Raw genomic sequence first — 26,196 nt, 5'->3', positions numbered from 1 at the left:
ATGGCTAGGCCTAAAAAACAGCGTCGTATCTGCGGCCGTGCTCCCTTTGAATGTTTCAAACCTAATGGTGTACCACTTTCTGAGCTCGATAAGATGGCATTGTTACCCGATGAATTAGAGGCATTAAGACTGGCAGATCTCAATGGTATGAACCAGATTGATGCAGCGAAAGAGATGCAAGTATCGAGGCAGACTTTTGCCAACATAGTAAAGTCTGCCCGTTTGAAAGTCGCGACTTGCCTAATTAACGGTCAAGCACTCGTTATTGAATAAGAACCCGTTAAAGATTAGTGCTTTCTAGGCTCTTGTATTTGATACAAGGTTTTATGAGTTGTCGGACACTTATCTTTGCAGTCACATTCGCCATCGATGCCAGCACTCGCAAGTCCACCACAACTACCTTGAATGGCTTTTCGCTTAAACATCACACCAATAGCCATTAACGCAATTGCCGCCAAAAACGCAATAATAGCGAACAGTACTTCCATAATGTTACCCCGTCACTTAATCGATTTGAGATTCATTCTAATATGATGGACCGTACTAGGCGCGAGTTTATTTCGTTTCGGTTCGTGGCCAGAACAGCAAGTATTGTGTTTTGGCTTATTCACCCGGCCATAATCAAGTGATTCCACCTTATTTAGGGTATCAAAGTCGATATCGTCAATATGTGTTCTGACAGGTGCAGACCTGACATTGACGCCCGAATTGAACAAAGCTCCAAGCATTTTTTTGCCTATATTTCGAACCACGACGGTCTCGACGTCATATTGTTTGATGATGTCGAGCCAGTGTTTTTTGTTCCCGCAGCCACCTTGAGAAGCGTCAGGTAAGGTCAACCTATGCTGACTATTTTTCGAAGTATCAACCAACAAAATTTGAGGTGCTTTGGCGAAATGAGACGATATAGAATCATTATTGAATGGGATAGCAACGATCATAAGAGTTCCTCCATTTGAACAATGGTACTTAAATTACTCCTATAATTAGCATATGCCAATAACTAAATTTGCAATATTAACATCTGTAAAATGAGAAACAGCGTTTTCCCAAGATCAAAAAGCCCCACCCTAGCAAATGAGCCTAACTAGGGCGGGGCTTGAATATAGAGACGAAGCTAGAAACTATTAAGCTTCACAATACGACTTAGCAATAGCGGCACCAAGACGAGCATTGTTTAAGACCAACTGAATGTTTGAATCAAGGCTGTTCCCACCTGTTAGTTCACAAACTCGAGCTAACAAGAATGGTGTCGATTCTTTACCAGCGATACCTTGCTCATCTGCTTCTGCCAACGCTTGCTCGATCGCAGAGTTGATAGTTTCCACTGGCATCGCGTATTCTACAGGAATTGGGTTGGCAATCACTGCACCACCAGCAAGTTGCATCTCCCACTTCGCTTTCAGCGCAATTGCGATCTCTTGTGCTGAGTCTAGGCGGTAGTCGATGCCATGCTCACTTTCACGGGTATAGAACGCTGGTAGACTATCGGTTTGATAACCAATAACAGGTACACCTTGCGTTTCCAAGTATTCACGAGTAAGTGCTAAGTCTAGAATTGACTTCGCGCCTGCACACACTACAGCAACATCTGTATTTGCAAGCTCTTGAAGGTCAGCAGAGATATCAAATGTTTCTTGAGCACCACGATGAACACCACCGATGCCACCTGTAGCAAATACACGAATCCCTGCCATTTCTGCCAAAATCATTGTCGCTGCTACTGTTGTCGCACCGTCTTTTTCGCCTGCCACCATAAAAGGAATGTCACGGCGGCTGACTTTGGTCACGCTAGTACCGGCTTTACCTAAATATTCGATCTGTTCTTTATCTAAACCAACTTTTAGGCGGCCTTTTATGATAGCAATAGTCGCTGGAATAGCGCCTGATTCACGGATTGTTTCTTCAACTAAAAGCGCGGTCTCTACATTGCGTGGATAAGGCATACCGTGAGAAATGATCGTTGATTCCAGTGCCACGACAGGTTTGTTTTCAGCCAATGCTTGCGCAACTTCAGGTTGAATATCTAGATACTTCTCTAACATGTTGATTCCTCTATTAAACGAGAGACTGCCTTTTCAGACATAATTGAATTAATTGTTGAACTGGATTGGAGTGCTAATCGGGCTGCACCAAGTGCAAACTCCACGCTCTGCTGCCAATCCCAGTTTTGTAGATAACCATGAGCAAGACCCGCCATCAGCGCATCACCCGCTCCGGTGACATTGTTTACTAGTGTTTTCGAAGCCGGAATAAACTCACCTTGACCCTCAACACTCGAATAGGCGCCCTCTTTACCAAGGCTAATTAGCAGACGCTTAACACCCAATGCGTGCAATTTGTTAGCAACGTCTGGCAACTGATCCGGATGCTCAATCTTACAATCCGCCAAAAGTTCGGCTTCAGAAAGGTTTGGTTTTAAGGTGTGCACATATTCCAAATAAGGCTTTATTTTTCCTGCTTTAACTGATGACACAGGATCAACGAAAATTGCTTTATCCGCATGTGCGTGGAATAAATAATCCAGTGCCGACTCACTTAAGTTTGCGTCGAGCACAATGGCCGATGAGCGATTAAATACTGCAGCGCGTTTAGAAAGTTGCTCAACATTAAGCTCATCAATTAACGCCATATCGTTTAGTGCAAGCTGAAGCTCACCGCTCTGGTCGTGAATCGACAAATAAGTGCTGGTCGCTTTACCTGGAACGGTTAAACAATGGTCAACACCAACGCCTGCGTTTCGGCAAGAATCTAACAGTTGCTCGCCCCAAAGATCATCACCGATTGCACCAATAAACTGCACCTTACTGCCTAGTCGAGACAAGTTATCAGCAATGTTACGTGCAACACCTCCAGCTCCTGAAGTTAGTACACCAGGGTTAGAATCCCCCATCACCAAATCAGAACTTGAACGGCCACAAAGATCCATATTGGCACCGCCTATGACAGCGCTGAATCGTTCTGGAGCAATGACATAACCTTTGCCCTCAATGAAGCCTTTTTTAGTCAGGTTCATTATGTGGCCTGCAACGGCACTTCGACTTAAATCCAACATATCCGCAAGAGTATGCTGGGCTATCATTGGGTCTTGTTTGATTAACTCTAAAATCTGCTGCTCACGCTCAGTCATAAACACTTGTCCGGTTGTTCAAACTTTTGTTTGGATAATAATTTGTCAAATTACTCGAAGCAAACGTTTTCCACGCTCAAAGATTCAACTTGATAACGTGATCACAGATCATTGCCACTAGGCGCATATTCACTCCTTTACACTTTCAATCGTGAAATCCGTCACTTGAAGAAGTCTCCTAGTAGTGGCTAATATTACAATAACCATATAAAAACTAATGATAAGAAACGTATGGATTATATTGATTGTATTGCCAGCACCAACCGAGCGTTAAGTTGTCGAAACGGCATTGATGAGCTCTTCAAAAGCCTCAGAAAAAAACACCCTTTTCTGTCGAGATTGTGTGTGTCCGTTACCAGTCACGACCATCTCGAAAACTTCCATGTCATTGACCATCAAGACAACAGCGATTACTTCGATGTCATTTCTATCCATGCAGAGCATTGCCAACCACTGACAAAAATCATAGATAATCAAGAAATTCGCGTAGTTGCAGACCTCAACGAGCTTAGCCCAAACACGAGAAATGAGCGGCTAAGGAAACTAGGACACCGAAGTAGCTTCACGATGGGATTAAAAATAGATGAGCGCCATGGGGCGGTGCTCTTCTTTAATGCTACTAAAGCCGACTATTTTAGCGACGGCGAGCTGCATGCGGACTTATTGTTTGTAAAAGAGGTGATCACAAGCTTACTTTGTCATGATAGGTACAAACATCAAATGTTTTTGCAGGCGTTGCAATTGGCACTTCGCATTAGTCATAAACGCGACCCCGAAACTGCGGACCATCTGCAGCGTATGAGCCTTTACAGCAAGCTGCTGGCCGAATTATTAGCAGTAAAGTTACCTGTCGATCACCGTTTTATTCAATGGATTGAGCTCTATTCCCCTTTTCATGATATCGGCAAATACCGTATTCCTGACCATATTTTGTTTAGCCCTCATCGTTACACCCCTGAAGAAAAAGCCATCATGGATAAACACGTCGATTATGGTGTCGATATTATTGATGAAGTATTGAACAACATTGATGTCATGACCGCCTCCAGCGCGGAGGTCGCATTTCTTAAGAATATTATTTACTGCCACCACGAACGATTCGATGGCAATGGTTATCCTTGCAAAATTATGGGGAATGACATTCCACTCGAAGCTCGCATCATCACTATCGCAGACGTGTTTGACGCCTTATTAAGCAAGCGTAGTTATAAGCACGCTTGGACAATGGACGATACTCAAAACTATATTCGCCAAGAAGCAGGAAGCTTGTTTGACCCTATCATTGTGCAAATGTTAATGGATAACATCGATAAGTTTAGAGCTATCTATGAGCGATTTCCGCCAGAGCCTTTGACATCAGGTCAAGTGGCTTAACTTACTCCTGAAGCCGAACCGAATATACGGTCAAAATAGCTAAGTGGCGCAACGCGGGCTCCGGCCTTCCGTTGCCATTTAGTACTGTTAGCCACTAGCCATTTTTGCTGCGAGCCGGCAATAATCGCTTGGCTGACAGACGCTTCACGAAGCTGATGTTCCATGGCGTACTCTTCTTGTTTTAACTCTAGTGGTGAAATGTCGGCGCTCAATGAGACACTGGATGCGAGACTCACCGACGCACAACTCACTATCCCGATATCCGCGGAAAATTGGCCAAAGAAATGACCGATACTGTCACCCACAACATCACCATCGTTGGTTCTCAGTCGACCGCCTGGTATCCAAGTCTCTATATGGTCGTACTGAGACAATATATGAGCAGCCTGGAAGTTATTGGTCACAACTCTTAGCTCTTTCTGATTACCTAACTTTTCCGCGATGGCGGCTATGGTGGTGCCAATGCCAAGAAACAAAGTACAGCCGTCCGGTATTAACTCAGCCACTTGTTTTGCAATAATCTGTTTTTCACTCAAATTCGTTGCGCTGCGAGAGGCAAAGCTTCGGTTCGTTAATGTTGTGGGTAAACTGACGCCACCGTGATGACGTCTTGCCAGACCTAACGCACAAAGTTCGTTGATATCACGCCGAATGGTTTGTGTCGTGACATTAAAGTGAGCCGAAAGCTCTTCAATTGTGCAATATTCCTGATGCTGAATAAGTTCGATAACGTTTTGCTGCCGCAGGCTTAAATTATGCATTGTTTTTGGTTCTACTTTTTCAATATGTGTTATTCGATTTTAACAACTGAGTGTTAGCTACCACTACGAGAAAACCGTTTCAGCTTGCATCAAATAAGAATGAGGTTCGTCAGTGATCATCATATCAACCCCCCATTTCCAGTGCGCTTCCACCAATTCAGGGAAATTAGGGGTGTAACAATACAATTGGTATCCGGCAGTTTTTACATGTTTGGCGAGCTTTTCCGTCAAAAAACGATAATCACAATGCACACTAAACGCCTCTAGTTCATTTAATACACTTAAAGCATTCTCTGGGATTGATTGCCACAACTGTCCACGGCGAATACTAGGTATTTTAGCTTTCATTTCCATAAGTGCTTGGGTATTAAAGCTAGAAAACAACAATTGCTCATAGGAAACGCCAACCTCCGCTACGACTGCAGCTATCTGTTGACATAGCAATTCAATATCATCACCTGAGTAGACCTTTAACTCGATATTTAAGCTAATGTTATGTTGCTGTACAAAACACAATGTCTCTGACAAGGAAGGAATACGTTCATTTCTATATTGTTCTCCGAACCATAACCCAGCGTCCAACTCTTGCAGCTTTTTCAGTGACAGATCAGCTACCTTGCCACTGCCGTCAGTACAGCGGTTTACCGTTTGGTCATGAATAACCACAGGCACTTTGTCAGCACTCAATTGAACATCAATTTCAATCCACTCGACACCCTGTTGAGCAGCAAGTTGAAATGCTACTAATGTGTTTTCTGGTGCCAGACTCGATACACCGCGATGCGCTGTTGTTTTCATGTTTACCTCATATGTTCATTTATTTTCACATGCAGCATCCCAGCCCTTTATGACAAGCGTATTGCAGTTAAAACCATCTTTGATGAAAACAAAACCTTTCAAATAAGTTCATTTAACTGTCACCTAAGCGTCATTTTCTTCGCTTAACTTTCACTTGAACAAATGGAGCAGATAAAACAACACAAGCGAACATTTGCTCTTGTCTTGTTGAACAGATACTTAAAATCATAAGGGAAAAGATATGTCTATTAAGCACCTCACGGCAATTGCGGCAACAATGGCAGTTATCAGTGCTCAAGCGCACGCGAAAACCGAGGTTGAATGGTGGCACGCCATGGGTGGCGCTTTAGGTCAAAAGGTCAATGAAATTGCCGCTGACTTTAACGCTAGCCAATCCGAATACGAGATTAAGCCAGTGTACAAAGGCAGCTATGCAGAAACCATGACCAGTGCCATCGCTGCTTTCAGAGCAAAAGAACAACCAGCAATCGTACAGGTATTCGAAGTAGGTACCGCAACCATGATGGGTGCTAAGCAAGCTATCTACCCTGTTTATGAGCTAATGGCTGATACTAAAGAACCATTTAACGCAGATAATTACCTTGCCGCGGTAACGGGCTACTACACTACGAACGATGGACAGATGCTGTCTATGCCATTTAACAGCTCAACACCTGTGATGTACTACAACAAAGACATGTTTAAAAAAGCGGGTATCAAAGAAGCACCAAAAACCTGGAAGGAAATGGAAGCAGTCTCGCGTAAGTTGTTAGCGTCAGGTGCGAAATGTGGCTTCACAACCACATGGCAATCTTGGACTCAAATAGAGAACTTCGGTGCACGTAACAACATCCCTGTGGCGACTGAGAATAATGGCTTCGGTGGTTTTGATACTGAGTTTAAATTCAATGACGCGCCTTATGTAAAACACATCCAACAAATGGGCGATTGGTCAAAAGAAGGCATCTTCAAATATGGCGGCCGTCAATCAGATGGCATGCCTCTTTTTTACACACAAGAGTGTGCGATGACTATGGGCTCTTCTGCTGGTCTAGCGGGGATTAAAGAGAACATGAAGGGCATTGATGTAGGCGTTGCGCAGCTTCCGTACGATGATGACCTAATTGCAAAGCCACAAAATACCATCATTGGCGGTGCATCACTTTGGGTACTTAGAGGCCATACGTCAGAAGAATACAAAGGTGTAGCTAAGTTCTTCACGTATTTGTCGAGCCCTGAAGTTCAAGCAGATTGGCACCAGTTCACTGGCTACCTACCTATCACCAAACAAGCCTACGAGCTGACTAAACAACAAGGCTTCTACCAAGCGAATCCAGGAACGGATACTGCGGTATTGCAAATGACATCAACAACACCAACAGCGAACTCAAAAGGCATTCGCTTTGGTAACTTCCTACAAACCCGCGACATCATTAATGAAGAGTTAGAAGCCGTGTGGGCAGGTAAAGCGTCCGCTAAGTCTGCACTTAACAATGCCGTTCGTCGTGGTGACGAGCAGTTGCGCCGCTTTGAACGCACACAAAAATAATTGTCTTTGTCTTTTCGCCGTCATTTTCTAATTGAGAATGACGGCTCTTTGGTACACCGTATGTCATCACAAGTTGTTTTTAAAAATAAATGGCTGCCCTATGCGTTAATTGCACCTCAGCTAATTATTACCCTTGTCTTCTTTATTTGGCCCGCAGGTCAGGCTGTATTTCAGTCTTCTCAGTTGGAGGATGCGTTTGGCATCAGCCGTGAGTTTGTTGGTCTGGAGAACTTTACTAAGCTTCTCAACGATAGCTATTACCTTGATTCCTTTTTCACTACGATCCAATTTAGTATCAGCGTTGCACTGCTGGCATTAGTCAGTGCGCTCATTCTCTCTGCTTTTGCTGAGCATATCGTTAGAGGTGCCACGGTATATCGCACATTTCTCATCTGGCCATACGCGGTAGCACCCGTTGTTGCAGGATCTCTATGGCTATTTTTGTTTGACCCAACCATTGGGGTTGTTACCGATATTTTGAATTGGTTTGGGGTTAATTGGAATCCAACATTAAACGGAAGTCATGCCATGTGGATGGTAGTAATAACTTCAACCTGGAAACAGATCAGTTACAACTTCCTCTTCTTCTTAGCTGCCTTGCAATCGGTTCCTAAATCGTTGCACGAAGCTGCTGCAATTGATGGTAGTGGTCCGGTGAAGCGCTTTCTAACGATTAGCTTTCCGCTTATTTCCCCAACCAGCTTCTTCTTACTCGTGGTTAACTTTGTTTACGCTTTCTTCGACACCTTCGCCATTATTCATGCAATGACACAAGGCGGTCCAAGTAACAGTACATCGACGCTGGTATACAAAGTGTATAACGATGGCTTTATCGGACTCGATCTTGGTTCATCAGCAGCACAGTCGGTAATTCTTATGGTTTTGGTAGCAATGCTGACCGTTATTCAATTCAAATACGTTGAGAAAAAGGTAGCGTACTAATGGTAGAAAGAAGACCTCTTTTCAATGTGTTTTGTCACATTATTCTTGTACTAGGCATTGTTTCTATTGCTTTACCGGTGTGGATCGCTTTGGTAGCGACGACACATGAGAACACAGCGTTTGCAACAGGCACACCGTTATGGTTTGGCGATCTGGGATTTAGTGTGTTCTCAGACCTGCTGAGCAATGAAAGTACATTTAATAACAACGCGCTTCCAATCACACACATGCTGACCAACTCTCTTATCATGGCGCTGTGTATCACCATAGGAAAACTGACTATTTCAATAACATCGGCTTATGCTGTGGTCTTTTTCCGCTTTCCTGGACGAATGATTGCGTTTTGGATGATCTTTTTCACGTTAATGTTACCGGTCGAAGTGAGAATCATGCCGACGTTCGAAGTCATCACTAATTTGAACATGCTTAACTCGTTTTCGGGATTAACCATTCCTCTCATCGCGAGTGCAACGGCAACATTCTTATTCAGGCAGTTTTTTATGACCGTGCCGAATGAGCTAGTCGAAGCGGCACGCATTGATGGCGCAGGTCCGATTAAGTTCTTTTTCGATATTCTGCTTCCTCTCTCACGCACCAATATTGCAGCGCTATTCGTGATCACTTTCATTTATGGTTGGAATCAATACCTCTGGCCATTACTCATTACCACTGATGCCCAGTACTACACCATAGTGATGGGTATTAAACAAATGCTTGGCGTCGTCGACGGCGTGATCGAATGGAACAAGATTATGGCCACCACCATCATCGCCATGTTACCGCCAGTCATCGTAGTTATTGCTATGCAAAAAGTATTCGTCAAAGGCTTGGTAGATTCGGAGAAATAAATGTCAACGCTTACTCTTTCAAATATCGCTAAATGCTACCCAAATGGTTACCAAGCGATCCCTAATATCGACATCGATGACGGTGAGATGGTTGTCCTTGTTGGCCCAAGTGGCTGTGGCAAATCCACCTTGCTACGTATGCTAGCCGGATTGGAAGAAATCAGTTCAGGTACTCTGCGTATCGACGATAACATCGTGAACGAGCTAGAACCCGGTGAACGCGATATTGCAATGGTATTCCAAAACTATGCGTTATACCCGCATATGACGGTATACGACAATATGGCCTATGGACTACGCAATCGCAAAACGCCAAAAGCGGAAATACAGCGCCTTGTCAGCCAAGCTGCGGAAATGCTCGAGCTCGATGGTTTATTAGACCGAAAACCGAAGCAGCTTTCCGGAGGTCAGCGTCAGAGGGTGGCTATGGGCCGCGCCATTGTGCGCGAACCAAAAGTCTTTTTATTTGACGAGCCCTTATCCAACTTGGATGCCAAGCTAAGAGTTCAAATGCGGCTTGAGATAAAACGCCTACAGCGTCGCCTTGGCACTACATCGGTATATGTTACGCACGACCAAGTCGAAGCCATGACACTAGCCGATAAGTTGGTGGTACTCAATAAAGGTAATATTGAGCAAGTGGGCACTCCTTTAGATATTTATGACTATCCAGAATCTCTGTTTGTGGCAACCTTTATTGGTTCACCATCCATGAACATTCTCGACGCCAAAGTATCCGCTGAAGGTATAGAGCTAGGTTCATCGCTATTCAAAATGGATACCAAAGCTCTTAACCTTGGCTCAGTAAAACTAGGGCTTAGGCCTGAACACTTGACGCTAAACGACATTGACCCTTGGTTTCATGTAGAAGTTGAGCTCATCGAAGCATTAGGGGCTGATCTATTGCTCTATTGCATCACATCCGGAAGTGAGCCTCAAAAACTGGTTGTCCGTGTCGAAGGTCACTCTAAAATAGCCATTGGTGACCAACTTGGTATTGATGTTGATCGACAGCATCTTCATCTTTTCAGCAGTGAAACCTCAAAGCGCCTTCATTTCAACGATCACACTACTCTTCAGCAAGAGGTCATTAATGCCTAAGTCGTTATCTGCGTTATCGCCACATCAAGCGAGAAAGATCGAATGGCTGTTCACCGATGTGGACGATACATTGACTTGGGAAGGAGCATTGCCTCCCGAGACATTACTCGCCCTCAATAAACTAAGGTCGAGTGGGGTTAAAGTCGTTGCTGTCACTGGCGCTTGCGCTGGATGGTGTGACCAAATTGCCAAGCTGTGGCCAGTTCATGGTGTCATCGGGGAAAATGGTGCATTTTGGATGATGAAAAACCAACAAGGATTTCACGTCCACTCACTACAACCGATGGACGAGATGAGAAGCAACCAGAAAATACTGTTACAGCGTCTAGAAAAGTTACTTATTCACTACCCTGGGATCGAGTTTGCTAATGACCAGAGCTTCAGATTTTGCGACGTTGCCATTAACCTCGGGCAAGACCGTGAACCTGTCGCAGACGATGTTAGCGCACGGCTACTCAATGAGATTCGATCGCTAGTCGTTAACGGACAAAAAGTGAAAGCCACTCAGAGTTCCATTCACATCAATGTTTGGCTAGGTGAACACAGTAAGCGATTCAGCAGTGAACAGTACCTTAAAGTAAGCGGTAACCAGAACGTATTTGCATTGGAAACACTGACCTACATCGGTGATTCACTCAATGACGAGTCGATGTTTGATTGGCTACCCATTACATTTGGCGTAAATAACCTAACGCCTTTGCTGTCAAAGCTGCGGGCGAAACCCAGTTATATGACTAGTGGTAATGGTGGATACGGATTTGCTGAATTGGCTCAGCAACTGGTCGAAGCTCGTCACAGTGTTTGACTTAGCGATAACCAAAAGGCCGTCTATTAACGACGGCCTTTCTATCTCGACTAAATACCTGATTATGTTCGTTGCAGAAAGGTATTACGCCTCAGGTAAAGACTGAGATTTCAACACAGTCTCTTGCGGCTTCTCTTTCACCAATGACAGCAATCCAGTAATCACTAACGCCGCGATGCCCGACATTGTCACTGGTGACCCCAATATAGTTTGTACCAGTTTTGGGGCTTCTTTTAGCAAATCCGGTACCAGCATAACGCCTAACCCTAGCCCCAGTGAAATAGCGATAGTCATAATTCGGCGTCTATCTAGTGTTTCACTTGCGATGATTTTGATGCCAGCTGCAGCCACAGTACCAAACATTACCAAGGTTGCACCGCCTAACACAGGCTTCGGTATCGTCATCAAGATAGCTCCAAGTATTGGAAACAGACCAAGTAAGAATAAGATGCCAGCAATGAAGTATCCAATGTAACGACTGGCAATTCCAGTCAGGTGAATCACCCCATTGTTTTGACTAAAGGTGGTATTCGGGAAGGTATTAAACACTGCTGCAATCATTGAATTTATGCCATCTGCCAACACGCCCGCTTTTACTCGTTTTATGTACTGCTTACCTTCAATCTTCTGCCTTGAAAACAGACAGTTGGCAGTTAGGTCACCCGTCGATTCAATAGCGGTAATCAGATAGATAAAAGCAATCGGTAGAAAAGCTTGCCAATCAAACGCGAATCCGTACTTGAAAGGGATAGGAATACTCAGAAATGGTTGCGATGAAAAGTCTGGCATGGTGACTTTTCCCAACATCATCGCCACTAACCACCCGATCAATAACCCAACTAGAATCGAAGATAATCTCACCATGGTATTGCGGCTCAAATTTAAAATCACTATGGTTGCCAAAACTACACCGCCTAGTGCTAAGTTAGATGCAGAGCCAAAGTCCTCGGCGCCGAAACCACCAGCGATGTCAGTAATACCCACTTTGATCAGCGAAATACCAATAGTCGTAATCACAATGCCCGTGACAACAGGAGTGATGACCGCTTTAAGTTTATCGATAAATCTCGACAAGATAATTTCAACAAAAGCACCGAAAAAACACACACCAAAAATGGTCGCGAGCATTTCATCCGGTCCTCCCCCGTTAGCCTTAACAAGAAAGCCTGCCCCCAAGACAGAGCCTAAAAAAGCAAAGCTTGTTCCTTGAACGCAAATCATGCCAGCACCAATTGGGCCAATTCGCTTCGCTTGTATAAAAGTGCCTACTCCTGAGACCATCAACGCCATACTAATAAGGTATGGGATATGGTCACCAAGTCCTAACACTCCTCCAATAATTAATGTCGGGGTAATAATGCCGACAAAACTCGCCAAAACATGTTGAAGTGCGGCGTAACTCGCGGCTTTGACCGAAGGTTTATCATCCAGTCCGTAGATTAAGTCACTGCTATGTTGCTGTTCCATGTGATTCCCTATGTATTTTTGATTGTATACAACTAAGACCACAAAGATTAAAGCAATATGCATACCATTAATTAACCTTCTGTTTTTAAAAGATTTAGTCAAATTACATGCATCATATCGCACCACTTTCACCCGTCGATAGCCAGTATTGGTGCAATTTTCCGTTAAACACTGTAACAACTTATTCTTTGACTTACACGTGTACGCTGATATTCTGGCGAACAGTTGTAAGCTTAAATGGAGTTATTGTATGAACACGGCTCACAAGCCCCCGATAATTTGGTTAAACGTCACGATTTTTCTTAGCACTTTTATCCTAGCCACAGTAGGCACCGCATGGTATGGCGTGACACACGGTTATACCCTTGCACACTGGGTTTGGTTACTCATTGCCTTTGTATTTTGTGGTATGTCCATTACAGCGGGCTATCACAGGCTGTGGTCACACAAGGCATACGAAGCACACAATTCACTGAAATACCTATTTGCTATTGGTGGTGCCTTTGCCCTGCAAAATAGCGCATTGCACTGGTCTTCAGACCATCGTGTTCATCACAAACACGTAGACAATAACGACAAAGATCCATACTCAGCGAAGCGAGGCTTTTGGTACTCACATATCGGATGGATGCTTAGGGAGTATCAAGCCGCACGATACGATGATTATCGTAACTGCCGAGATCTTCAAAAAGACAAGGTGGTGATGTGGCAACACAAACATTATGTCGCCCTTGCCCTACTCACCAATTTCGGTATCCCAATTGCTCTAGGAGCAATTTATGGCGATCTGATTGGTTTTGTGCTAATTGTTGGTGCACTACGATTGGTACTCAGTCATCACACGACCTTTTTTATTAACTCATTAGCTCATGTTTGGGGCTCTCAGCCGTACACCAGCAAAAACACGGCACGGGACAACGGGATTTTAGCGTTTGTTACGTTTGGTGAGGGTTACCACAACTTCCACCATATCTTTGAGCATGACTATCGAAATGGCATTCGTTGGTGGCAGTTTGATCCGACTAAATGGTTAATACGCTCTTGCGCTTACTTTGGGCTAGCCAAGGGATTAAAACGCGTGTCACCTTATCGCATTGAGAAAGCACGTCTGCTGCAAACCATGCAAACGGCCAAGGGCAAAATCTTCCAACTTCCCAACGCAGAGCAAATTCATTCGGTGATTGAACAAGAATTGCAACATTTGATCAGCAAACTGAATGAATGCGACGAACTAAAGACTCAACTTATCAAGTCGGCAAAATCCAATGTCAAAGAAAAGTATGAGCAAGCCTTATTGCGAGTGCGAATAGAGCAATTAGACATAACGTTAAAAGAACAAAGACGTCGTTGGTACAGTATGGTTAATAATCCTAGGCTAGCGATCAGCTAATGTGGTAGTCAATTAAGTTGACACTGGGCGAGCATCATTGATGCTCGCTTTTTTTTATACTTTCTCCCCTATTTATCACAGGATTTTGGTATGAAAAAAAGCAACTTATGGCAGCTAAGCCAAGCGTCAATGGGCGTAGTTCAATGGATAGGTCTTGCGATCATTGTTGCCCCTCTCATCCTATCCCGGACCGACAGCGCGCTACTCGTTGGTCAAGTGATGCTGATTTTAGGATTAAGTGGCTTAACGGCTCCTTTGCTTGGTTCTATCGCCGATAAATACACGCTTCATAAACCTATGCACCTACTCGCACTCATATGTCATGCCAGCGCATTACTGCTATTACTTTTCGTTTCTACAACTCAATGGCATTACTGGGGTATTGCCTGTTTGATTGGTCTTGGCAGTAACCTCCTGCTTATTCTCAATCCAACGCTTGCTTTGCGCTTAAATAGTTCGCCAAAAAGCCAGTCAAACGCACTGAAACACCTTTTCCAAATTCAAATGCTTGGGGTAGCCGTGGCTGGCGTAACCATTGCTTGTCTTGACTATTTGCAGCTATCCGTGAATATACAGTTGGGCACACTCTTTGCCTACGACCTGTTGTTGATCGTCGTTACAGTACTTTATCCACCGAAGACCCTGGTCTCTATCACTGAACCTCATGAATTAAGCACGAATTCGGATCGCAGCCATTCTAAAGTTGTTTGGTTTGGGTTCGTCATCTGCGTATTGATGTCTATGTTTGTGGGTTCAAATATGGTGGAGATGGGACCAGTCATTATTGATAAAGGGTTTGGCATTAACGTATCGAGTTCCGCATTCGGAATGGCTATCGCAGCACTTGTCACCCTCGTCGCACTTACTCCCGCGGGAACTTGGATGGCAACTCATGGAGCCCACTCCCTTTGGTTCATCACCGTGGTAGTAAACCTGATTGTAGGCATCAGTATCTGGTTTATGTTGGGCCACAATATTATGGCGCTTTTACCGCTCTCACTGATATTAATCTCCATTATCAATGGTGCGTGGAACGACATTTCTATTGCCGCTCTTGCGGACGAAATTAGCCCTTATCGACCTGCGACAGCACAAGGTTTTATGGCAGCCGCCGTATCCTTAGGGTTCTCTATTGGTACTTACATCGTGGGGGTTCTGTTAGATCACGATAAGATTGCCAGCGTGATGGGCTTTTTGGCGTTAAGCGGTCTTGTTGTTGCCATGCTTGCAAGTTGGGTACTAGTTAAACTGCCAAAAACCAAAACGCTGCCTATTGAACAGCAGCGCTTTGAGTTAAAAGATAAACAGTGCTAGAGGATGGACGTGGCGTTACGACCAGCTTCTTTGGACTGGTAAAGGGCTTTATCCGCGCGCTTTAGCCAATCTACATGATTATTATCTTCAGCGCTGCACTCGGTGATACCTAAGCTAATGGTGTATTGGAGTGACTGGCCATCGAACTCTAAACAGAGCTCCTCTACTCGTTTACGCAACCTTTCTGCAAAATACGACGCTTGATCTGCCGTGGTGTCGGTGAGTAAAACGGCGAATTCCTCTCCTCCGTAGCGACCACACACATCACTACCTCTCGCAGCCTTTAACAGCTGCTGAGCCGTCTCTTTGATCACGTTGTCGCCAGTGGCGTGGCCATAGTTGTCATTGACACGTTTAAAATGATCGATATCGAACATTACCAGCGTTGACGTACGTCCAGTGGTCTGTACCGAATTAAATTCCTCAATAAACTGTGACTCCCAGTAAGCCCGGTTAAACAGTCCAGTAAGACCATCTGTGCGACCTAACTCCGTCAACTTCTCATTGGAGCGCTTGAGGTGCATTTTACTCTTAGCTATGTCCGACACATCTTGCAGCATAATAGCAAAATGCGTGACATCCCCTTGGGGAGACTTAAGTGGCGTAATCACCATGTTCTGATACATGTTGAGTAAGCCTTGTGAAACAGGTGAGAAGTTTTTGAATTCAAAGATAATTGGACGATCTTCCCAGTTTGAAAACCCCCGAGTTTTGAGAGTTCCAGTCGATTCCAGTTTCGCTCTTAACCACTTTTCAGGAAGATTGGGATAACTTTCAAACAAGCACTTGCCCATAATGCTGTCTGCATTAATACCGCTATAGTTCTGCATGAAACTATTCCATGCACAGACATTGTATTCACGATCTACCACAATAAGACCCGCATCCAGCGTATCCAGCAACTGCATCGTCCAATGAAAGTCGGAAAGCTCGAGTGTCATAGTGGTCATTGTAAAAGCTCCATTTGACGGTGGATAATCTCCACGGATTCCACATCAAACATAAACAGTACGGAGCAGAATAAGTCTAACGCTTCTGCATCATAGGTATATTCAATCGTAAATACGTGTTCGTTAGCATTGAGCATCGAGTTTTCGGGACTGAAATCCTCTATTCTCAGCGGCTCACGTAACGAGAACTCTAACCCTAGCTGCTCCGATAACGATACTAAGAAAGAAGAAACGAGGACATTCACTAGATTGACAACAATTTCATCGTGGGAAATTTCACCATCGTCATACCCCAAACGCCGTCCCACTTGTGCAACCGAATCACCCTCGATACAAACTAATGCCTCACCATGTAAACCACCACCAACAAACCGCTGTGCCGCCGCGCAGCTATTATCACGATTTAGGGTATCTTGAATCATCATGGTGAGCTCACTAAACGTCAATTCGCCGACTCTTGGAACCGGTAATAGGATGAACTCTTTAAGCTGTTCTGAAATCGTTGCAGCACCCGCCCCCAAAGCGATATTCGACGTTTCTTGGAAGCGTTCAAACATCTGTTGTTTGCTAAATGACTGCTTTAAAGAATGCGCATGATGAATTGGGATCTGCAGATCATGAAATAGAGGAGTTGCCGATTCTGCTTTTAACGGCTTCTCTATGAATGCATAAGCACCGAGATCGAAACAGCGTTGTTGGGCAATTTCTTGAATGTCGCCAGACACTACGACCACTTTGGTCTGATGGCTGAATTCTTGAAGCGCTGTGAGTACTTCAAAGCCATCCATTTCGGGCATTGTTAAATCAAGAAATAAGATATCAATGGTATCGCACTGCATTGTTTCAAGTGCTTGGCGGCCATTTTCCGCAAATATGATCTCACCATCAAAAGAGCTTGCGATAAAACTCGCTAGACTTCTTCTTGCTACCTTTGAATCGTCACATATAAGTATCCGCATGAATCCATTAATATTATTGATAATTGACTAACCTATAATAAACAGAATTCCATCTGGGATACCAGCACCAATTTGAACTAAGATCACATTTTCATTTTAAATACAGCATACTGTTAAAGCATACAAAAACTAACTGAGCCAATGCGGAAGGTGCTGCGGTTTAGAGTTGGTCAACAGGGGAATATAATTAATCACGAGCATCAACAGTTATTAAAACAAATCTTGTTGAGGGCTGTCGTCGTCTTCCAGTATTGCGTTTGTCACCGGTATTTTGCCTTGCATTAGCTTGCGGCGATAACGTTGACGACATAATTTAATGATATGAAGTTGCTGTGCGGTGGTAAAGCTCAACCAATTAAAACGCTCATCACGCTTACGCATGCATCCTTGACAATACCCTTTCTCATCAACTGTGCATACACGTACGCATGGACTTGGTACGGTGAAAAACTCTAGTTGCTCCATCGACATCCTTTATTCATATATTTGGACTACACTCTTTGAGCGAAAACAAACTTGGATAGTAAGAATAGTCTGATTTATGTGGCTTTTGCGAATCCAATATCACTGTTACGCAATGGTTTACACTTATCCAATTAAAAAACCACTATACTAAACATAACCTACTCCTGACAAAAAACAGTGTTTTATTAGTTAGGCTTGTCAATAATTTCATTCAGTTGGAGCAAATTATATGAAGATTTTTTCTAAGAAGTTACTTGCCGCAGTTGCACTTCCAGTACTAATGACGGCTTGTGCCGCGAACGACACTAAAGAGGAAGCGATGAAAGCTGTAACCGCACAAGATCTTCAACACCACAATTGGAACTTGGTTCAAATTGACGGCAACGCTATTCAAGTTGATGAACAGAACCAAACACCTCGCCTAGAGATCGGTGAAAAGATGACGGCAAACGGCAATGCTGGTTGTAACAACTTCTTCGGTCAAGGTGAGCTTAAAGATGGTCAATTCCGCATCGAAAAAATGGGGATGACTATGAAGATGTGTGCCGGCACAGCGATGGATATTGAACAAACGATGTCTAAGACGTTGTCAGATTGGAGCGATATCACCGTCACTAAAAACGGTCTTGAGCTAAAAGGCGCGGAGCACACACTTACGTTCGAATTGAAAGATTGGATGAACTAATTCCAATTACTTCCTACAGAAAACGGCACGCAACGTGCCGTTTTTTATTTTAAGTTTATTTAGCGAAAGAGTAATACCTTCAAACTGGCATCGTCATCTTTATCAGCAAACTCTGATGGATTAGCTAATCGCTCAATATAAGCAAGTGTTGGTGCTTCTTCTTTCATGCTGTCAATCAGAAAGCTTGGTGTAACACTAGGAGAGTTCACACACGCCATCACCTCACCTTGCTTATTCAACAGTTCAGGCAAACGTCGTAAGATCTTTTTGTAATCCTTAGTCAAGGCAAAACTCCCTTTTTGGAACGACGGAGGATCGATAACAATGATGTCATAGGGTCCGTGCTTTTTGATTTTCCCCCACGACTTAAAGATATCGTGCGCCATAAAGGTTACTTTAGACGTGTCATGGTCATTTAATCGGTGATTATCGCGTCCTTTATTTAACGACGCGCGCGCCATATCAACGTTAACCACATGTTCTGCCCCACCTTCAATTGCTGCAACGGAGAATCCACATGTGTAGGCAAAAAGGTTAAGGACTCGCTTTCCAGCAGCACGGTCTTTGACCCACTCCCGACCATTTCTCATATCAAGGAAAAGTCCAAAGTTTTGGTTGCGACCAATATCGAGTTGATATTTACAACCTAGCTCTGAGACAACTGGTCTTTGGTCAAGCTCACCCCATAAGACTTCTGTTGGTGCGCCATCACTGTACCGGTGCTGTAAGACAATCGACTTGCCTTGCACTTGTTGCCAAAGTTCGCTAGTTGATAAATCCTCAAGCCCTTGCGTGAGCACAGCCATAAACGTCTCATCAACGGGCTTGAACAAATTCACCAGCAACTGATTAGATGCCCAATCACAAGTTAATTGCTCCAAACCTGGCCAGCACTTTCCTCTACCGTGAAAAAGACGTCTTACCTCTGCATTGGATTGAGACAGCCCAATTGAGATTTGCTCAAAGAATACACCTAACTGGCTAGCTTGCATCGCCTCGTTTTCGCTGTTTGTCTGTTCTATTTTTTCGGCCATGCTAACTCCCACGGTTGTGACCATTTATCGATAGCGTCCTCAACTTCTGCTGAGCGCCATTTTTCCCCAAGAGAACCCTCTCGCGGGTCACACCTAAACTGAAACAACTCACCACTTAGCTCAAAGCGCAGCGCATAGGCATGTAAATAGCCACGATCAGAACTGTCACTCGTGTTATAGATAGCATCGCCTTTAATTGGAGAACCAATCGACTTCAATGCAACACGAATTTGGTGTGTTTTGCCGGACAGCGGCTTACACAAAAAGACCCGTTCACCGTTTTCTGCTGCAGCAGAAAAAAACTGTGTCACCGCTGGATTATTCTTTGAATTAACCAACTTCCAAGACGAGCGTCTTGAGCGCTCCATATCGCCAATTATCGTCCCTTGCTTTTTCTTTGGCTTTTTACTGCCTATAGCTAGGTAATACTTGTCTATGTCGCGTTGCTCAAATAAGCGTGAAAACTGTGCCGCGACTTCAGCTCGTTTGGCTAATATCAGTAATCCCGATGTCATTTTATCGAGTCGATGGACCAGATGAAGTGACGATGCGCCAATAGCAATTGCAACGTCCGACACCAACATAGTGTCGCCATCATCTTTATGAACGCTCACTCCTGGATATTTGTTGATGACAACAAAGTCCTCATTTTCATAATGAATATCGAACATACGATGCCTTATCGCTAAGGAATAATGGGCTGGGATAATACACAAAAGCTGCTCAATGAGCAGCTTCTAGTTTGCGATAATGTGTAGATTGCTTACAAGAATGGGTAAGCAAACACCATTATGATGGCGATAGGACAAACCACTTTGACGTAAATAGGCCAAATACGCCAAAACCAAGTTTTCTCGATCTCTGGGTTGCCTTGTTGAATTTCTTTAAGCAGAGCATTCCGACTCCAAACCCAACCAATAACCACAGCCCAAACCACTCCCAACAATGGCTGCATATACATGGTTGACGCTGTAGCTACCCAATCAAATAGCGTATCGAAATTCGCAGCGATGAGCACGCTGAACAAAAGAATAGCAGCACCCAGAATAATGGCTGACTTCTCTCGCTTGATTTTTAATTCTTCTTGCAAACACGATACTGGTACTTCCAACATAGCGATAGATGACGTCAAGGCAGCAATCACCATTAAAGCGAAGAAGGCGACACCAACCACCTCTCCCACTAATCCCATTGAGTCAAACAAACTTGGTAAGACCGTAAATACAAGATTTCCTGAACTGATCAGCTCGCCTGTTTCACTAAAGATCTGCACACCATTTGCTTTTGCAACGAACATTGCTGGAAGAATTAGTAAACCAGCAAAAAACGCTACACCAGTATCAATTATGGCGACTTGACCCGCCGTCTTGGGAATATTGACATCTTTACTTAGATAAGAACCATAAACCATCATCGCACCAACGCCGAGCGACAGGGAGAAAAATGCTTGCCCCATAGCGTTAACGACCAATCCCCCATTTACATGCTCCCAGTTAGGAACGAGGTACATTCTTAACCCATCGAGAGCACCGTCTTGAGTGAAAATGTAGATAATGAGAACCAAAAACAGTGCAAACAAAACTGGCATCAATCGTGATGACCATTTTTCGATACCATCTGCGACACCACGGCGTACCACAAACACTGTCATCAACATAAATATGACGGTCAAGAGGACGTTGCGTCCTGTTCCAAAGGTGATTAACCATTCAGAAAACTGCTGTAAGCCAATTAACTTCATAATTGGAGAGATTCCAAAGCCAATTAACCAGCCAGCTAAGATGGCGTAAAAGCTCAAGATCATTGATGCAGTTAGCATAGCAGTGGTACCAAAAAACACCGCTAATAAACGATTGTTTGTCCAAATCTTTCGTAGTGATCCGATGGGGTTAGATTGCCCATATCGACCAATTGTAAGCTCAGCGACAAGCATTGGGAAAGCAAGTAGAGCCATCATCAAAAGATATATAAGGAGGAATGCGGCCCCGCCATTACTGGCTGTTTGTGTCGGGAACCCCCAAACATTACCTAAACCCACTGCTGAACCAGCAGCAGCCATAATAAAGCCAAAGCGAGAAGAGAATTGGCCTCTATCGGAACTTGCCATCAGTATGTACCATATGTGTCTATTAACTAGACGAGTTTGCGGCTGTCCATGAGATGATTTTGGCGCACAAAAAAGCTGCCTTTGATTGGCAGCCTATCCCTGTGCTCACGATCTTTTGCTTTTAAACATAGGAGTGTAATCTTTAGTTTACACTTCATATGGAATTTATATCCAAGATCGATATAGCAAGTAAAACAGCTTATCTTTAAAATTGGAAGCGCCAAACTTCCAACTGGCCATTTTCCATTCGCTTTATCGATAGTTTGCGGTTTATTCCATCAACTGTAAACCCCTCAACTAAGCAACTCACCTATTCTCTTACGACTTGGTATGCCGTGCCTCGATATTAATAACATCGTCATCAAAACAACGTCGAATTGTATAGAAATTACCTATTTCATTAATTTTTATGGCTTGTGTAACAGGTTGTATTTGACAGGCAACTAACTATTCCAAATACTTGATTCTGAGCTTATTATTTGCGAAAGCGTCTTTCTATCGAGGCATAATGGACAAGGTATACCACTTTCTTACTCTCGCAGGCATCGGACTTTATTGGGTCCTAGTGGCAGGTGTCACTTTGCGCGTTGTACTAAAACGCCGTGCCGTCAGCGTTTCTCTCGCTTGGTTAATGGTGATATACATCATCCCAGTCGTTGGGGTTTTATGTTACTTCATGTTTGGTGAGCTTAACCTAGGTAGAAAGCGAGCAGATCGAGCTAGGGAAATGTTCCATCCATTTGGTGACTGGTTTTATCAACTGAATGACTGCAACGCACATGTTACCGATGGGTTAGGCACTCATATTTCGAAAATCGACCATCTGTGTAACAACAGAATGGGCATTCCAGCTCTATGTGGTAATCAACTTCAGCTACAAACTACACCACAAGAGATCCTGTTATCAGTGATCAAAGATATTGAGCAAGCCAAAGAGAGCATTCGTATGGTGTTCTACATTTGGTATCCGGGTGGATTGGCGGATTCGGTTGCATCAGCGCTCATACAAGCCGCCAAACGCGGTGTAGACGTTAAAGTCCTTCTTGACTCCGCCGGTAGCCCCACGTTCTTCAAAAAGAGTCATTGGGCACAAATGATGCGTGATGCGGGTATTGAACTGGTCGAAGGGCTAGAAGTGTCTCCTTGGCGTATTTTCCTACGTCGCTTAGATCTCCGTCAGCACAGAAAAATCATCGTTATAGACGATGAAGTCGCTTACACCGGCTCAATGAACATGGTCGACCCCGCTTACTTCAAGCAAAACTCCGGCGTGGGCCAATGGATTGATATTATGGTCCGTATCGAAGGTCCTACAGTCAATGTGCTGTCTGCAATACATTGTTGGGACTGGGAAGTAGAAACAGGCGATCGACAGCTACCAGCTCAACCCGAATGCGCTATAGAGATCCCTAAAGACTCTAAACCAGTTCAGGTCGTACCGTCTGGGCCAGGTATGCCAGACCAGTTAATTGGGCAAGTCCTCACCCTCGCAATGCATCAGGCAGAAGAGTCGGTAAGAATCACCACACCTTATTTTGTACCTAGTGCTGATTTGTTGGAAACGATCAAAACAACCGCACAACGAGGGGTCAACGTTGAGCTCATTATCCCGAAGAATAACGACTCGATTATGGTGAAATGGGCATCACGCGCATTTTACACTGACTTACTTTCCGCTGGTGTCAAAATCTACGAGTTTGATGGCGGTTTACTGCATACTAAGTCGGTTGTTATCGACGAGCTCTTTTGCTTAGTGGGAACCGTCAATATGGACATGCGCAGCTTGTGGCTTAACTTTGAAGTGACCCTTGCTGTGGAAGATCCAAGCTTCACCAAAGAGATGCACCAGCTACAATCGAGCTATATTCAGCGCTCGGAGTTAGTCGACTACAGCGTGTGGAAGCAAAGAAGTATTTATCATAGATTTTTTGAAAGACTATTTTATCTCTTCAACCCACTGCTCTGACCTTAGATTTCACTCCTACCCGACAACGTTTTATGAAGGCTAAAGACTTGAAACTCTTTAGCCTTCGTGTTTTATTGCGTCTATCCTCTTTTAAAAACTCGCCTTCCTACACGAAAGTTCAAGGCTAAGACAGGGAATCTAAATGTCAGAAAGCAAGACCACCAAATTTGTAACTGCTGGCCGCAGTAAGAAATGGACTAACGGCGTAGTTAACCCGCCTGTACAACGAGCTTCTACCGTTGTCTTTGACACCGTGGCGGAAAAAAAGCACGCCACCATCAACCGAGCCAACAAGACACTGTTCTACGGACGCAGAGGCACTAACACACACTTTGCCTTTCAAGATGCTATGACTGAAATTGAAGGTGGTGTTGGATGCGCGCTCTACCCATGTGGCACGGCCGCTATTTCTAACGCTATTTTGTCGTTTGTTGAGACTGGTGATCATATCCTGATGGTGGATACTTGCTACGAACCAACGCGCGATTTTTGTGATTCAATCATGAAGAAAATGGGGGTAGAAACGACCTACTATGATCCGATGATTGGTGAAGGCATTCGTGAACTGATTCAGCCCAATACCAAAATTCTATTTTTGGAATCACCTGGCTCTATCACAATGGAAGTTCAAGATGTTCCTTTGATGGCTAAGATCGCACACGAAACCGATATTATCGTCATGCTTGATAATACTTGGGGCGCTGGTGTGAATTTCTCACCTTTTGAACACGGGGTCGATGTTTCTATTCAAGCAGCTACTAAATACATCGTTGGTCACTCCGACGTTATGCTGGGTACGGCAGTGACTCACGAAAAGTACTGGGATCAATTGCGTGAACAAAGCTATCTGATGGGACAATGTGTTTCTCCAGATGATGCCTACTTAGGACTTCGTGGCATTCGCACGCTTGATGTTCGGCTGCGCCAACATGCAGAGAACAGTTTGCAAGTTGCGAAGTGGTTAGCAACGCGTGCCGAAGTCGACCATGTGCGTCACCCTGCCCTAGATACATGCCCTGGCAGTAAATATTTCCACCGAGATTTCACCGGCGGCAATGGGCTATTTAGCTTTATCCTTAAGACCAGTAATACCAAAGCAACAACGGCATTTTTGGATGGTATGAAGCACTTTAGTATGGGTTATTCTTGGGGTGGATTCGAAAGCTTAGTGTTGGCAAATGAACCAAGTAGCTTCAATTCATTACGAACGGTAGCCAACCCTCATTTTGAAGGGACGCTAGTTAGACTTCACATTGGGCTGGAAAGCATTGATGATCTGATTAACGATCTCAAGCAGGGCTTTGAGCGCTATAATTCCGTTATACAAGAACAAACTCTCACCCAATAAACCTCAAATGGCTTTCAGTTTTGAAAGCCTTTTTTAATTTACGATAAGGTACTCTTATGAGATTACGAGCAGATGTCGCTATCTTTGACATTCTGGGCCACTTACTCATCTGGTTAATTCTCAGCATTGTCACGTTTGGCATCGCGCTGTTTTTCTTCCCTTATTCATTTTCCAAGTTCATCATTAATCGCACTTACGTCATTGATGAATCCGGCAGAGAGCGAAGAATGGACTGTGATATCGATCTATTTAGCGACTTAGGTCATGTATTGCTCTGGTTTGTTATTTCAATACTGACATTAGGGATCGGCTATGTATTTTACTTTTATCGTGTTTGGAATTACGCACTCAATCACACCCGAGTAGAGTAGCATTACAGATAATCAATGAAGCTCATCGACATGTTGGTGAGCCTCGTGTATTTCTGTAGAAAATTTCCTTTAGTTATAATTCACCGTCGGATCAACACACTGGTATATCTGACCAATTGACGCCTCGTTCAACAAAATTTGATGTGCAAGGCGAGCGACTTCACTTCGAGTGATCGCACCATGTACTTCAACTCCTTGCGATAACTCCCCACAATTTGTCACCTCCCCGTCTTTCAATCCACCAGGTCTCAATACTGTGTATTCCAGTTGACTGCTGGCTAACCAATCTTCAGCTAAGGACTTCTCCCTTACCGCTGCCCCAAAGCCTGCTTTCGCTCGCTCCGAAAGAAGCTTCCATGAATCTCCACATCCTAATGAAGTAACCAACAGGAAACGTTCAATACCTTTTGTCTCCAGTGCGTCTATCAAGTGACGGTGTCCGAGATAATCGACAGGTACTTCGGCTCTAAAGCTGCCCATTGTTGAAAGCACTACGGTGTCTTTCGGAAGACATTCCACCGCTGCCTCGACATCCGGCTGTTTAGTTGCATCACAAGCAATTAATTGAACGCACAAGCTGGCCAGTTCGTCGGTCTTTTTCGGATCTCTTGCAACACCAATAACTTCCACTCCTTGACTTGCAAAATAGCGAACGGCAGCCAAACCAAGGCCACTGCTTGCACCAAAAATAGTAATACTCTTCATTTCAACACCCCACATTGATAATGATAATAATTTACACTATCAAAAATACCAGTCTAGGTGTTAAATCAAACAAGTGTGGGTTATAAGACAATTTTTCATGATAAGGTGAACCATTACACTCTTCGTT

The 26,196-nt window shown here is 44.1% G+C and carries 27 protein-coding genes; 13 read left to right on the top strand and 14 right to left on the bottom strand.

Annotation, left to right across the window (positions count from 1 at the left end; all coding sequences use genetic code 11):
• On the top strand, window positions 1-273 hold the full coding sequence (locus JKJ11_RS06680; protein ID WP_006072255.1) for a DUF134 domain-containing protein: 273 nt from the start codon (window positions 1-3) through the stop codon (window positions 271-273).
• A gap of 14 nt (window positions 274-287) precedes the next feature.
• Here the strand turns inward: JKJ11_RS06680 and nqrM are convergent, their stop codons facing one another.
• The 4 genes from nqrM to JKJ11_RS06660 all read right to left on the bottom strand — a co-directional run bounded on the left by nqrM (window position 288) and on the right by JKJ11_RS06660 (window position 3,130).
• Entirely contained in the window at window positions 288-488 is a 201-nt protein-coding gene (nqrM, locus tag JKJ11_RS06675) for a (Na+)-NQR maturation NqrM (RefSeq protein WP_252038938.1), read from the bottom strand.
• Window positions 489-500: 12 nt separating this feature from the next.
• Window positions 501-941: a NifB/NifX family molybdenum-iron cluster-binding protein gene (locus tag JKJ11_RS06670; protein WP_006072252.1), complete on the bottom strand. Its 441-nt coding sequence runs from the start codon at window positions 939-941 to the stop codon at window positions 501-503.
• A gap of 186 nt (window positions 942-1,127) precedes the next feature.
• Window positions 1,128-2,045, bottom strand: a complete 918-nt coding sequence (locus JKJ11_RS06665) for a pseudouridine-5'-phosphate glycosidase (protein ID WP_006072250.1) — start codon at window positions 2,043-2,045, stop codon at window positions 1,128-1,130.
• Window positions 2,039-3,130, bottom strand: coding sequence for a PfkB family carbohydrate kinase (locus JKJ11_RS06660; RefSeq protein ID WP_088877095.1), 1,092 nt, complete (start codon window positions 3,128-3,130; stop codon window positions 2,039-2,041). The genes JKJ11_RS06665 and JKJ11_RS06660 overlap by 7 nt, the downstream gene beginning before the upstream one ends.
• Window positions 3,131-3,361: 231 nt before the next feature.
• Between JKJ11_RS06660 and JKJ11_RS06655 the strand changes: the two genes are divergently transcribed.
• Window positions 3,362-4,504 (top strand): HD-GYP domain-containing protein, encoded by a 1,143-nt coding sequence (locus JKJ11_RS06655; protein WP_252038937.1) that lies wholly within the window; start codon window positions 3,362-3,364, stop codon window positions 4,502-4,504.
• Here JKJ11_RS06655 and JKJ11_RS06650 read toward each other — a convergent pair.
• Both JKJ11_RS06650 and JKJ11_RS06645 read right to left on the bottom strand, forming a co-directional pair.
• On the bottom strand, window positions 4,501-5,265 hold the full coding sequence (locus JKJ11_RS06650; RefSeq protein WP_252038936.1) for a DeoR/GlpR family DNA-binding transcription regulator: 765 nt from the start codon (window positions 5,263-5,265) through the stop codon (window positions 4,501-4,503). The genes JKJ11_RS06655 and JKJ11_RS06650 overlap by 4 nt on opposite strands.
• A 63-nt stretch (window positions 5,266-5,328) precedes the next feature.
• Window positions 5,329-6,063: a glycerophosphoryl diester phosphodiesterase gene (locus tag JKJ11_RS06645; protein ID WP_062461069.1), complete on the bottom strand. Its 735-nt coding sequence runs from the start codon at window positions 6,061-6,063 to the stop codon at window positions 5,329-5,331.
• Between the two features lie 241 nt (window positions 6,064-6,304).
• On the opposite strand from JKJ11_RS06645, the gene ugpB reads away from it, so the two are divergent.
• Genes ugpB through JKJ11_RS06620 form a run of 5 tightly spaced genes read left to right on the top strand, consistent with a single transcriptional unit; the run spans window position 6,305 to window position 11,308 of the window.
• Complete coding sequence (ugpB, locus tag JKJ11_RS06640; RefSeq protein ID WP_006072241.1) at window positions 6,305-7,612, top strand: sn-glycerol-3-phosphate ABC transporter substrate-binding protein UgpB; 1,308 nt, start codon at window positions 6,305-6,307, stop codon at window positions 7,610-7,612.
• 60 nt (window positions 7,613-7,672) lie between these two features.
• Window positions 7,673-8,554 (top strand): sn-glycerol-3-phosphate ABC transporter permease UgpA, encoded by an 882-nt coding sequence (gene ugpA, locus JKJ11_RS06635; protein WP_006072238.1) that lies wholly within the window; start codon window positions 7,673-7,675, stop codon window positions 8,552-8,554.
• The gene (gene ugpE, locus JKJ11_RS06630) at window positions 8,554-9,402 is read left to right on the top strand and encodes a sn-glycerol-3-phosphate ABC transporter permease UgpE (protein WP_252038935.1); all 849 of its coding nucleotides are present in this window, start codon (window positions 8,554-8,556) and stop codon (window positions 9,400-9,402) included. The genes ugpA and ugpE overlap by 1 nt, the downstream gene beginning before the upstream one ends.
• Window positions 9,403-10,503 (top strand): sn-glycerol-3-phosphate import ATP-binding protein UgpC, encoded by a 1,101-nt coding sequence (locus JKJ11_RS06625; RefSeq protein WP_252038934.1) that lies wholly within the window; start codon window positions 9,403-9,405, stop codon window positions 10,501-10,503. It begins immediately after the preceding gene.
• The gene (locus tag JKJ11_RS06620; RefSeq protein WP_252038933.1) at window positions 10,496-11,308 is read left to right on the top strand and encodes an HAD-IIB family hydrolase; all 813 of its coding nucleotides are present in this window, start codon (window positions 10,496-10,498) and stop codon (window positions 11,306-11,308) included. Before JKJ11_RS06625 ends, JKJ11_RS06620 begins: the two co-directional genes overlap by 8 nt.
• Window positions 11,309-11,392: 84 nt before the next feature.
• Here the strand turns inward: JKJ11_RS06620 and JKJ11_RS06615 are convergent, their stop codons facing one another.
• The gene (locus tag JKJ11_RS06615; RefSeq protein ID WP_006072232.1) at window positions 11,393-12,775 is read right to left on the bottom strand and encodes a nucleobase:cation symporter-2 family protein; all 1,383 of its coding nucleotides are present in this window, start codon (window positions 12,773-12,775) and stop codon (window positions 11,393-11,395) included.
• A 250-nt stretch (window positions 12,776-13,025) separates the two neighbouring features.
• Between JKJ11_RS06615 and JKJ11_RS06610 the strand changes: the two genes are divergently transcribed.
• Window positions 13,026-14,165, top strand: coding sequence for an acyl-CoA desaturase (locus JKJ11_RS06610; RefSeq protein ID WP_252038932.1), 1,140 nt, complete (start codon window positions 13,026-13,028; stop codon window positions 14,163-14,165).
• A 90-nt stretch (window positions 14,166-14,255) separates the two neighbouring features.
• Window positions 14,256-15,479, top strand: coding sequence for an MFS transporter (locus tag JKJ11_RS06605; RefSeq protein WP_252038931.1), 1,224 nt, complete (start codon window positions 14,256-14,258; stop codon window positions 15,477-15,479).
• Here the strand turns inward: JKJ11_RS06605 and JKJ11_RS06600 are convergent.
• The 3 genes from JKJ11_RS06600 to JKJ11_RS06590 all read right to left on the bottom strand — a co-directional run bounded on the left by JKJ11_RS06600 (window position 15,476) and on the right by JKJ11_RS06590 (window position 17,853).
• Complete coding sequence (locus JKJ11_RS06600; protein ID WP_006072227.1) at window positions 15,476-16,429, bottom strand: sensor domain-containing diguanylate cyclase; 954 nt, start codon at window positions 16,427-16,429, stop codon at window positions 15,476-15,478. The two genes, JKJ11_RS06605 and JKJ11_RS06600, sit on opposite strands and share 4 nt — an antisense overlap.
• Window positions 16,426-17,388, bottom strand: a complete 963-nt coding sequence (locus JKJ11_RS06595; RefSeq protein WP_252038930.1) for a response regulator — start codon at window positions 17,386-17,388, stop codon at window positions 16,426-16,428. Before JKJ11_RS06595 ends, JKJ11_RS06600 begins: the two co-directional genes overlap by 4 nt.
• 210 nt (window positions 17,389-17,598) lie before the next feature.
• Window positions 17,599-17,853 (bottom strand): DUF1289 domain-containing protein, encoded by a 255-nt coding sequence (locus JKJ11_RS06590; protein WP_006072224.1) that lies wholly within the window; start codon window positions 17,851-17,853, stop codon window positions 17,599-17,601.
• Window positions 17,854-18,082: 229 nt separating this feature from the next.
• Between JKJ11_RS06590 and JKJ11_RS06585 the strand changes: the two genes are divergently transcribed.
• Window positions 18,083-18,538 carry an META domain-containing protein gene (locus JKJ11_RS06585; protein WP_006072222.1) on the top strand — a complete coding sequence of 152 codons (456 nt, stop codon included), beginning with the start codon at window positions 18,083-18,085 and terminating at the stop codon, window positions 18,536-18,538.
• A 59-nt stretch (window positions 18,539-18,597) separates the two neighbouring features.
• On the opposite strand, the gene JKJ11_RS06580 is transcribed toward JKJ11_RS06585, so the two are convergent.
• From JKJ11_RS06580 to JKJ11_RS06570, 3 genes are all read right to left on the bottom strand, one after another.
• Window positions 18,598-19,530, bottom strand: coding sequence for a class I SAM-dependent methyltransferase (locus tag JKJ11_RS06580; protein ID WP_038222543.1), 933 nt, complete (start codon window positions 19,528-19,530; stop codon window positions 18,598-18,600).
• A gap of 26 nt (window positions 19,531-19,556) precedes the next feature.
• Window positions 19,557-20,243 (bottom strand): TIGR01621 family pseudouridine synthase, encoded by a 687-nt coding sequence (locus tag JKJ11_RS06575; protein WP_006072220.1) that lies wholly within the window; start codon window positions 20,241-20,243, stop codon window positions 19,557-19,559.
• 92 nt (window positions 20,244-20,335) lie between these two features.
• On the bottom strand, window positions 20,336-21,679 hold the full coding sequence (locus JKJ11_RS06570; protein ID WP_252038929.1) for a sodium-dependent transporter: 1,344 nt from the start codon (window positions 21,677-21,679) through the stop codon (window positions 20,336-20,338).
• Between the two features lie 508 nt (window positions 21,680-22,187).
• Here JKJ11_RS06570 and cls point away from each other — a divergent pair.
• From cls to JKJ11_RS06555, 3 genes are all read left to right on the top strand, one after another.
• Window positions 22,188-23,645 (top strand): cardiolipin synthase, encoded by a 1,458-nt coding sequence (cls, locus tag JKJ11_RS06565; RefSeq protein WP_038228207.1) that lies wholly within the window; start codon window positions 22,188-22,190, stop codon window positions 23,643-23,645.
• Window positions 23,646-23,787: 142 nt separating this feature from the next.
• Window positions 23,788-24,993, top strand: coding sequence for a cystathionine beta-lyase (locus JKJ11_RS06560; RefSeq protein ID WP_252038928.1), 1,206 nt, complete (start codon window positions 23,788-23,790; stop codon window positions 24,991-24,993).
• Window positions 24,994-25,049: 56 nt separating this feature from the next.
• Window positions 25,050-25,364 carry a DUF6693 family protein gene (locus tag JKJ11_RS06555; protein ID WP_006072214.1) on the top strand — a complete coding sequence of 105 codons (315 nt, stop codon included), beginning with the start codon at window positions 25,050-25,052 and terminating at the stop codon, window positions 25,362-25,364.
• Window positions 25,365-25,433: 69 nt separating this feature from the next.
• Here the strand turns inward: JKJ11_RS06555 and JKJ11_RS06550 are convergent, their stop codons facing one another.
• Window positions 25,434-26,069 carry an SDR family NAD(P)-dependent oxidoreductase gene (locus tag JKJ11_RS06550; protein ID WP_252038927.1) on the bottom strand — a complete coding sequence of 212 codons (636 nt, stop codon included), beginning with the start codon at window positions 26,067-26,069 and terminating at the stop codon, window positions 25,434-25,436.
• Window positions 26,070-26,196: the final 127 nt, after the last annotated feature.

The sequence above is a fragment of the Vibrio sp. SCSIO 43133 genome (genome assembly GCF_023716845.1).
Lineage (GTDB): Bacteria > Pseudomonadota > Gammaproteobacteria > Enterobacterales > Vibrionaceae > Vibrio > Vibrio mediterranei.
Note: the sequence above shows the minus strand (reverse complement) of the source record. Positions and strands in the feature narration are given on the sequence as shown.

What these genes read in the sequence shown, in the direction of transcription:
- JKJ11_RS06665 (WP_006072250.1), bottom strand. Translation starts at nt 2,045, where the DNA reads ATGTTAGAGAAGTATCTAGATATTCAACCTGAAGTTGCGCAAGCATTG.
- JKJ11_RS06680 (WP_006072255.1), top strand. Translation starts at nt 1, where the DNA reads ATGGCTAGGCCTAAAAAACAGCGTCGTATCTGCGGCCGTGCTCCCTTT.
- JKJ11_RS06620 (WP_252038933.1), top strand. Translation starts at nt 10,496, where the DNA reads ATGCCTAAGTCGTTATCTGCGTTATCGCCACATCAAGCGAGAAAGATC.
- JKJ11_RS06655 (WP_252038937.1), top strand. Translation starts at nt 3,362, where the DNA reads ATGGATTATATTGATTGTATTGCCAGCACCAACCGAGCGTTAAGTTGT.
- JKJ11_RS06610 (WP_252038932.1), top strand. Translation starts at nt 13,026, where the DNA reads ATGAACACGGCTCACAAGCCCCCGATAATTTGGTTAAACGTCACGATT.
- JKJ11_RS06555 (WP_006072214.1), top strand. Translation starts at nt 25,050, where the DNA reads ATGAGATTACGAGCAGATGTCGCTATCTTTGACATTCTGGGCCACTTA.
- JKJ11_RS06590 (WP_006072224.1), bottom strand. Translation starts at nt 17,853, where the DNA reads ATGGAGCAACTAGAGTTTTTCACCGTACCAAGTCCATGCGTACGTGTA.
- JKJ11_RS06600 (WP_006072227.1), bottom strand. Translation starts at nt 16,429, where the DNA reads ATGACCACTATGACACTCGAGCTTTCCGACTTTCATTGGACGATGCAG.
- JKJ11_RS06550 (WP_252038927.1), bottom strand. Translation starts at nt 26,069, where the DNA reads ATGAAGAGTATTACTATTTTTGGTGCAAGCAGTGGCCTTGGTTTGGCT.
- nqrM (WP_252038938.1), bottom strand. Translation starts at nt 488, where the DNA reads ATGGAAGTACTGTTCGCTATTATTGCGTTTTTGGCGGCAATTGCGTTA.
- JKJ11_RS06625 (WP_252038934.1), top strand. Translation starts at nt 9,403, where the DNA reads ATGTCAACGCTTACTCTTTCAAATATCGCTAAATGCTACCCAAATGGT.
- JKJ11_RS06605 (WP_252038931.1), top strand. Translation starts at nt 14,256, where the DNA reads ATGAAAAAAAGCAACTTATGGCAGCTAAGCCAAGCGTCAATGGGCGTA.
- JKJ11_RS06615 (WP_006072232.1), bottom strand. Translation starts at nt 12,775, where the DNA reads ATGGAACAGCAACATAGCAGTGACTTAATCTACGGACTGGATGATAAA.
- JKJ11_RS06645 (WP_062461069.1), bottom strand. Translation starts at nt 6,063, where the DNA reads ATGAAAACAACAGCGCATCGCGGTGTATCGAGTCTGGCACCAGAAAAC.
- JKJ11_RS06660 (WP_088877095.1), bottom strand. Translation starts at nt 3,130, where the DNA reads ATGACTGAGCGTGAGCAGCAGATTTTAGAGTTAATCAAACAAGACCCA.
- JKJ11_RS06650 (WP_252038936.1), bottom strand. Translation starts at nt 5,265, where the DNA reads ATGCATAATTTAAGCCTGCGGCAGCAAAACGTTATCGAACTTATTCAG.
- JKJ11_RS06570 (WP_252038929.1), bottom strand. Translation starts at nt 21,679, where the DNA reads ATGGCAAGTTCCGATAGAGGCCAATTCTCTTCTCGCTTTGGCTTTATT.
- JKJ11_RS06575 (WP_006072220.1), bottom strand. Translation starts at nt 20,243, where the DNA reads ATGTTCGATATTCATTATGAAAATGAGGACTTTGTTGTCATCAACAAA.
- cls (WP_038228207.1), top strand. Translation starts at nt 22,188, where the DNA reads ATGGACAAGGTATACCACTTTCTTACTCTCGCAGGCATCGGACTTTAT.
- JKJ11_RS06595 (WP_252038930.1), bottom strand. Translation starts at nt 17,388, where the DNA reads ATGCGGATACTTATATGTGACGATTCAAAGGTAGCAAGAAGAAGTCTA.
- ugpE (WP_252038935.1), top strand. Translation starts at nt 8,554, where the DNA reads ATGGTAGAAAGAAGACCTCTTTTCAATGTGTTTTGTCACATTATTCTT.
- JKJ11_RS06580 (WP_038222543.1), bottom strand. Translation starts at nt 19,530, where the DNA reads ATGCAAGCTAGCCAGTTAGGTGTATTCTTTGAGCAAATCTCAATTGGG.
- JKJ11_RS06670 (WP_006072252.1), bottom strand. Translation starts at nt 941, where the DNA reads ATGATCGTTGCTATCCCATTCAATAATGATTCTATATCGTCTCATTTC.
- JKJ11_RS06560 (WP_252038928.1), top strand. Translation starts at nt 23,788, where the DNA reads ATGTCAGAAAGCAAGACCACCAAATTTGTAACTGCTGGCCGCAGTAAG.
- ugpB (WP_006072241.1), top strand. Translation starts at nt 6,305, where the DNA reads ATGTCTATTAAGCACCTCACGGCAATTGCGGCAACAATGGCAGTTATC.
- ugpA (WP_006072238.1), top strand. Translation starts at nt 7,673, where the DNA reads ATGTCATCACAAGTTGTTTTTAAAAATAAATGGCTGCCCTATGCGTTA.
- JKJ11_RS06585 (WP_006072222.1), top strand. Translation starts at nt 18,083, where the DNA reads ATGAAGATTTTTTCTAAGAAGTTACTTGCCGCAGTTGCACTTCCAGTA.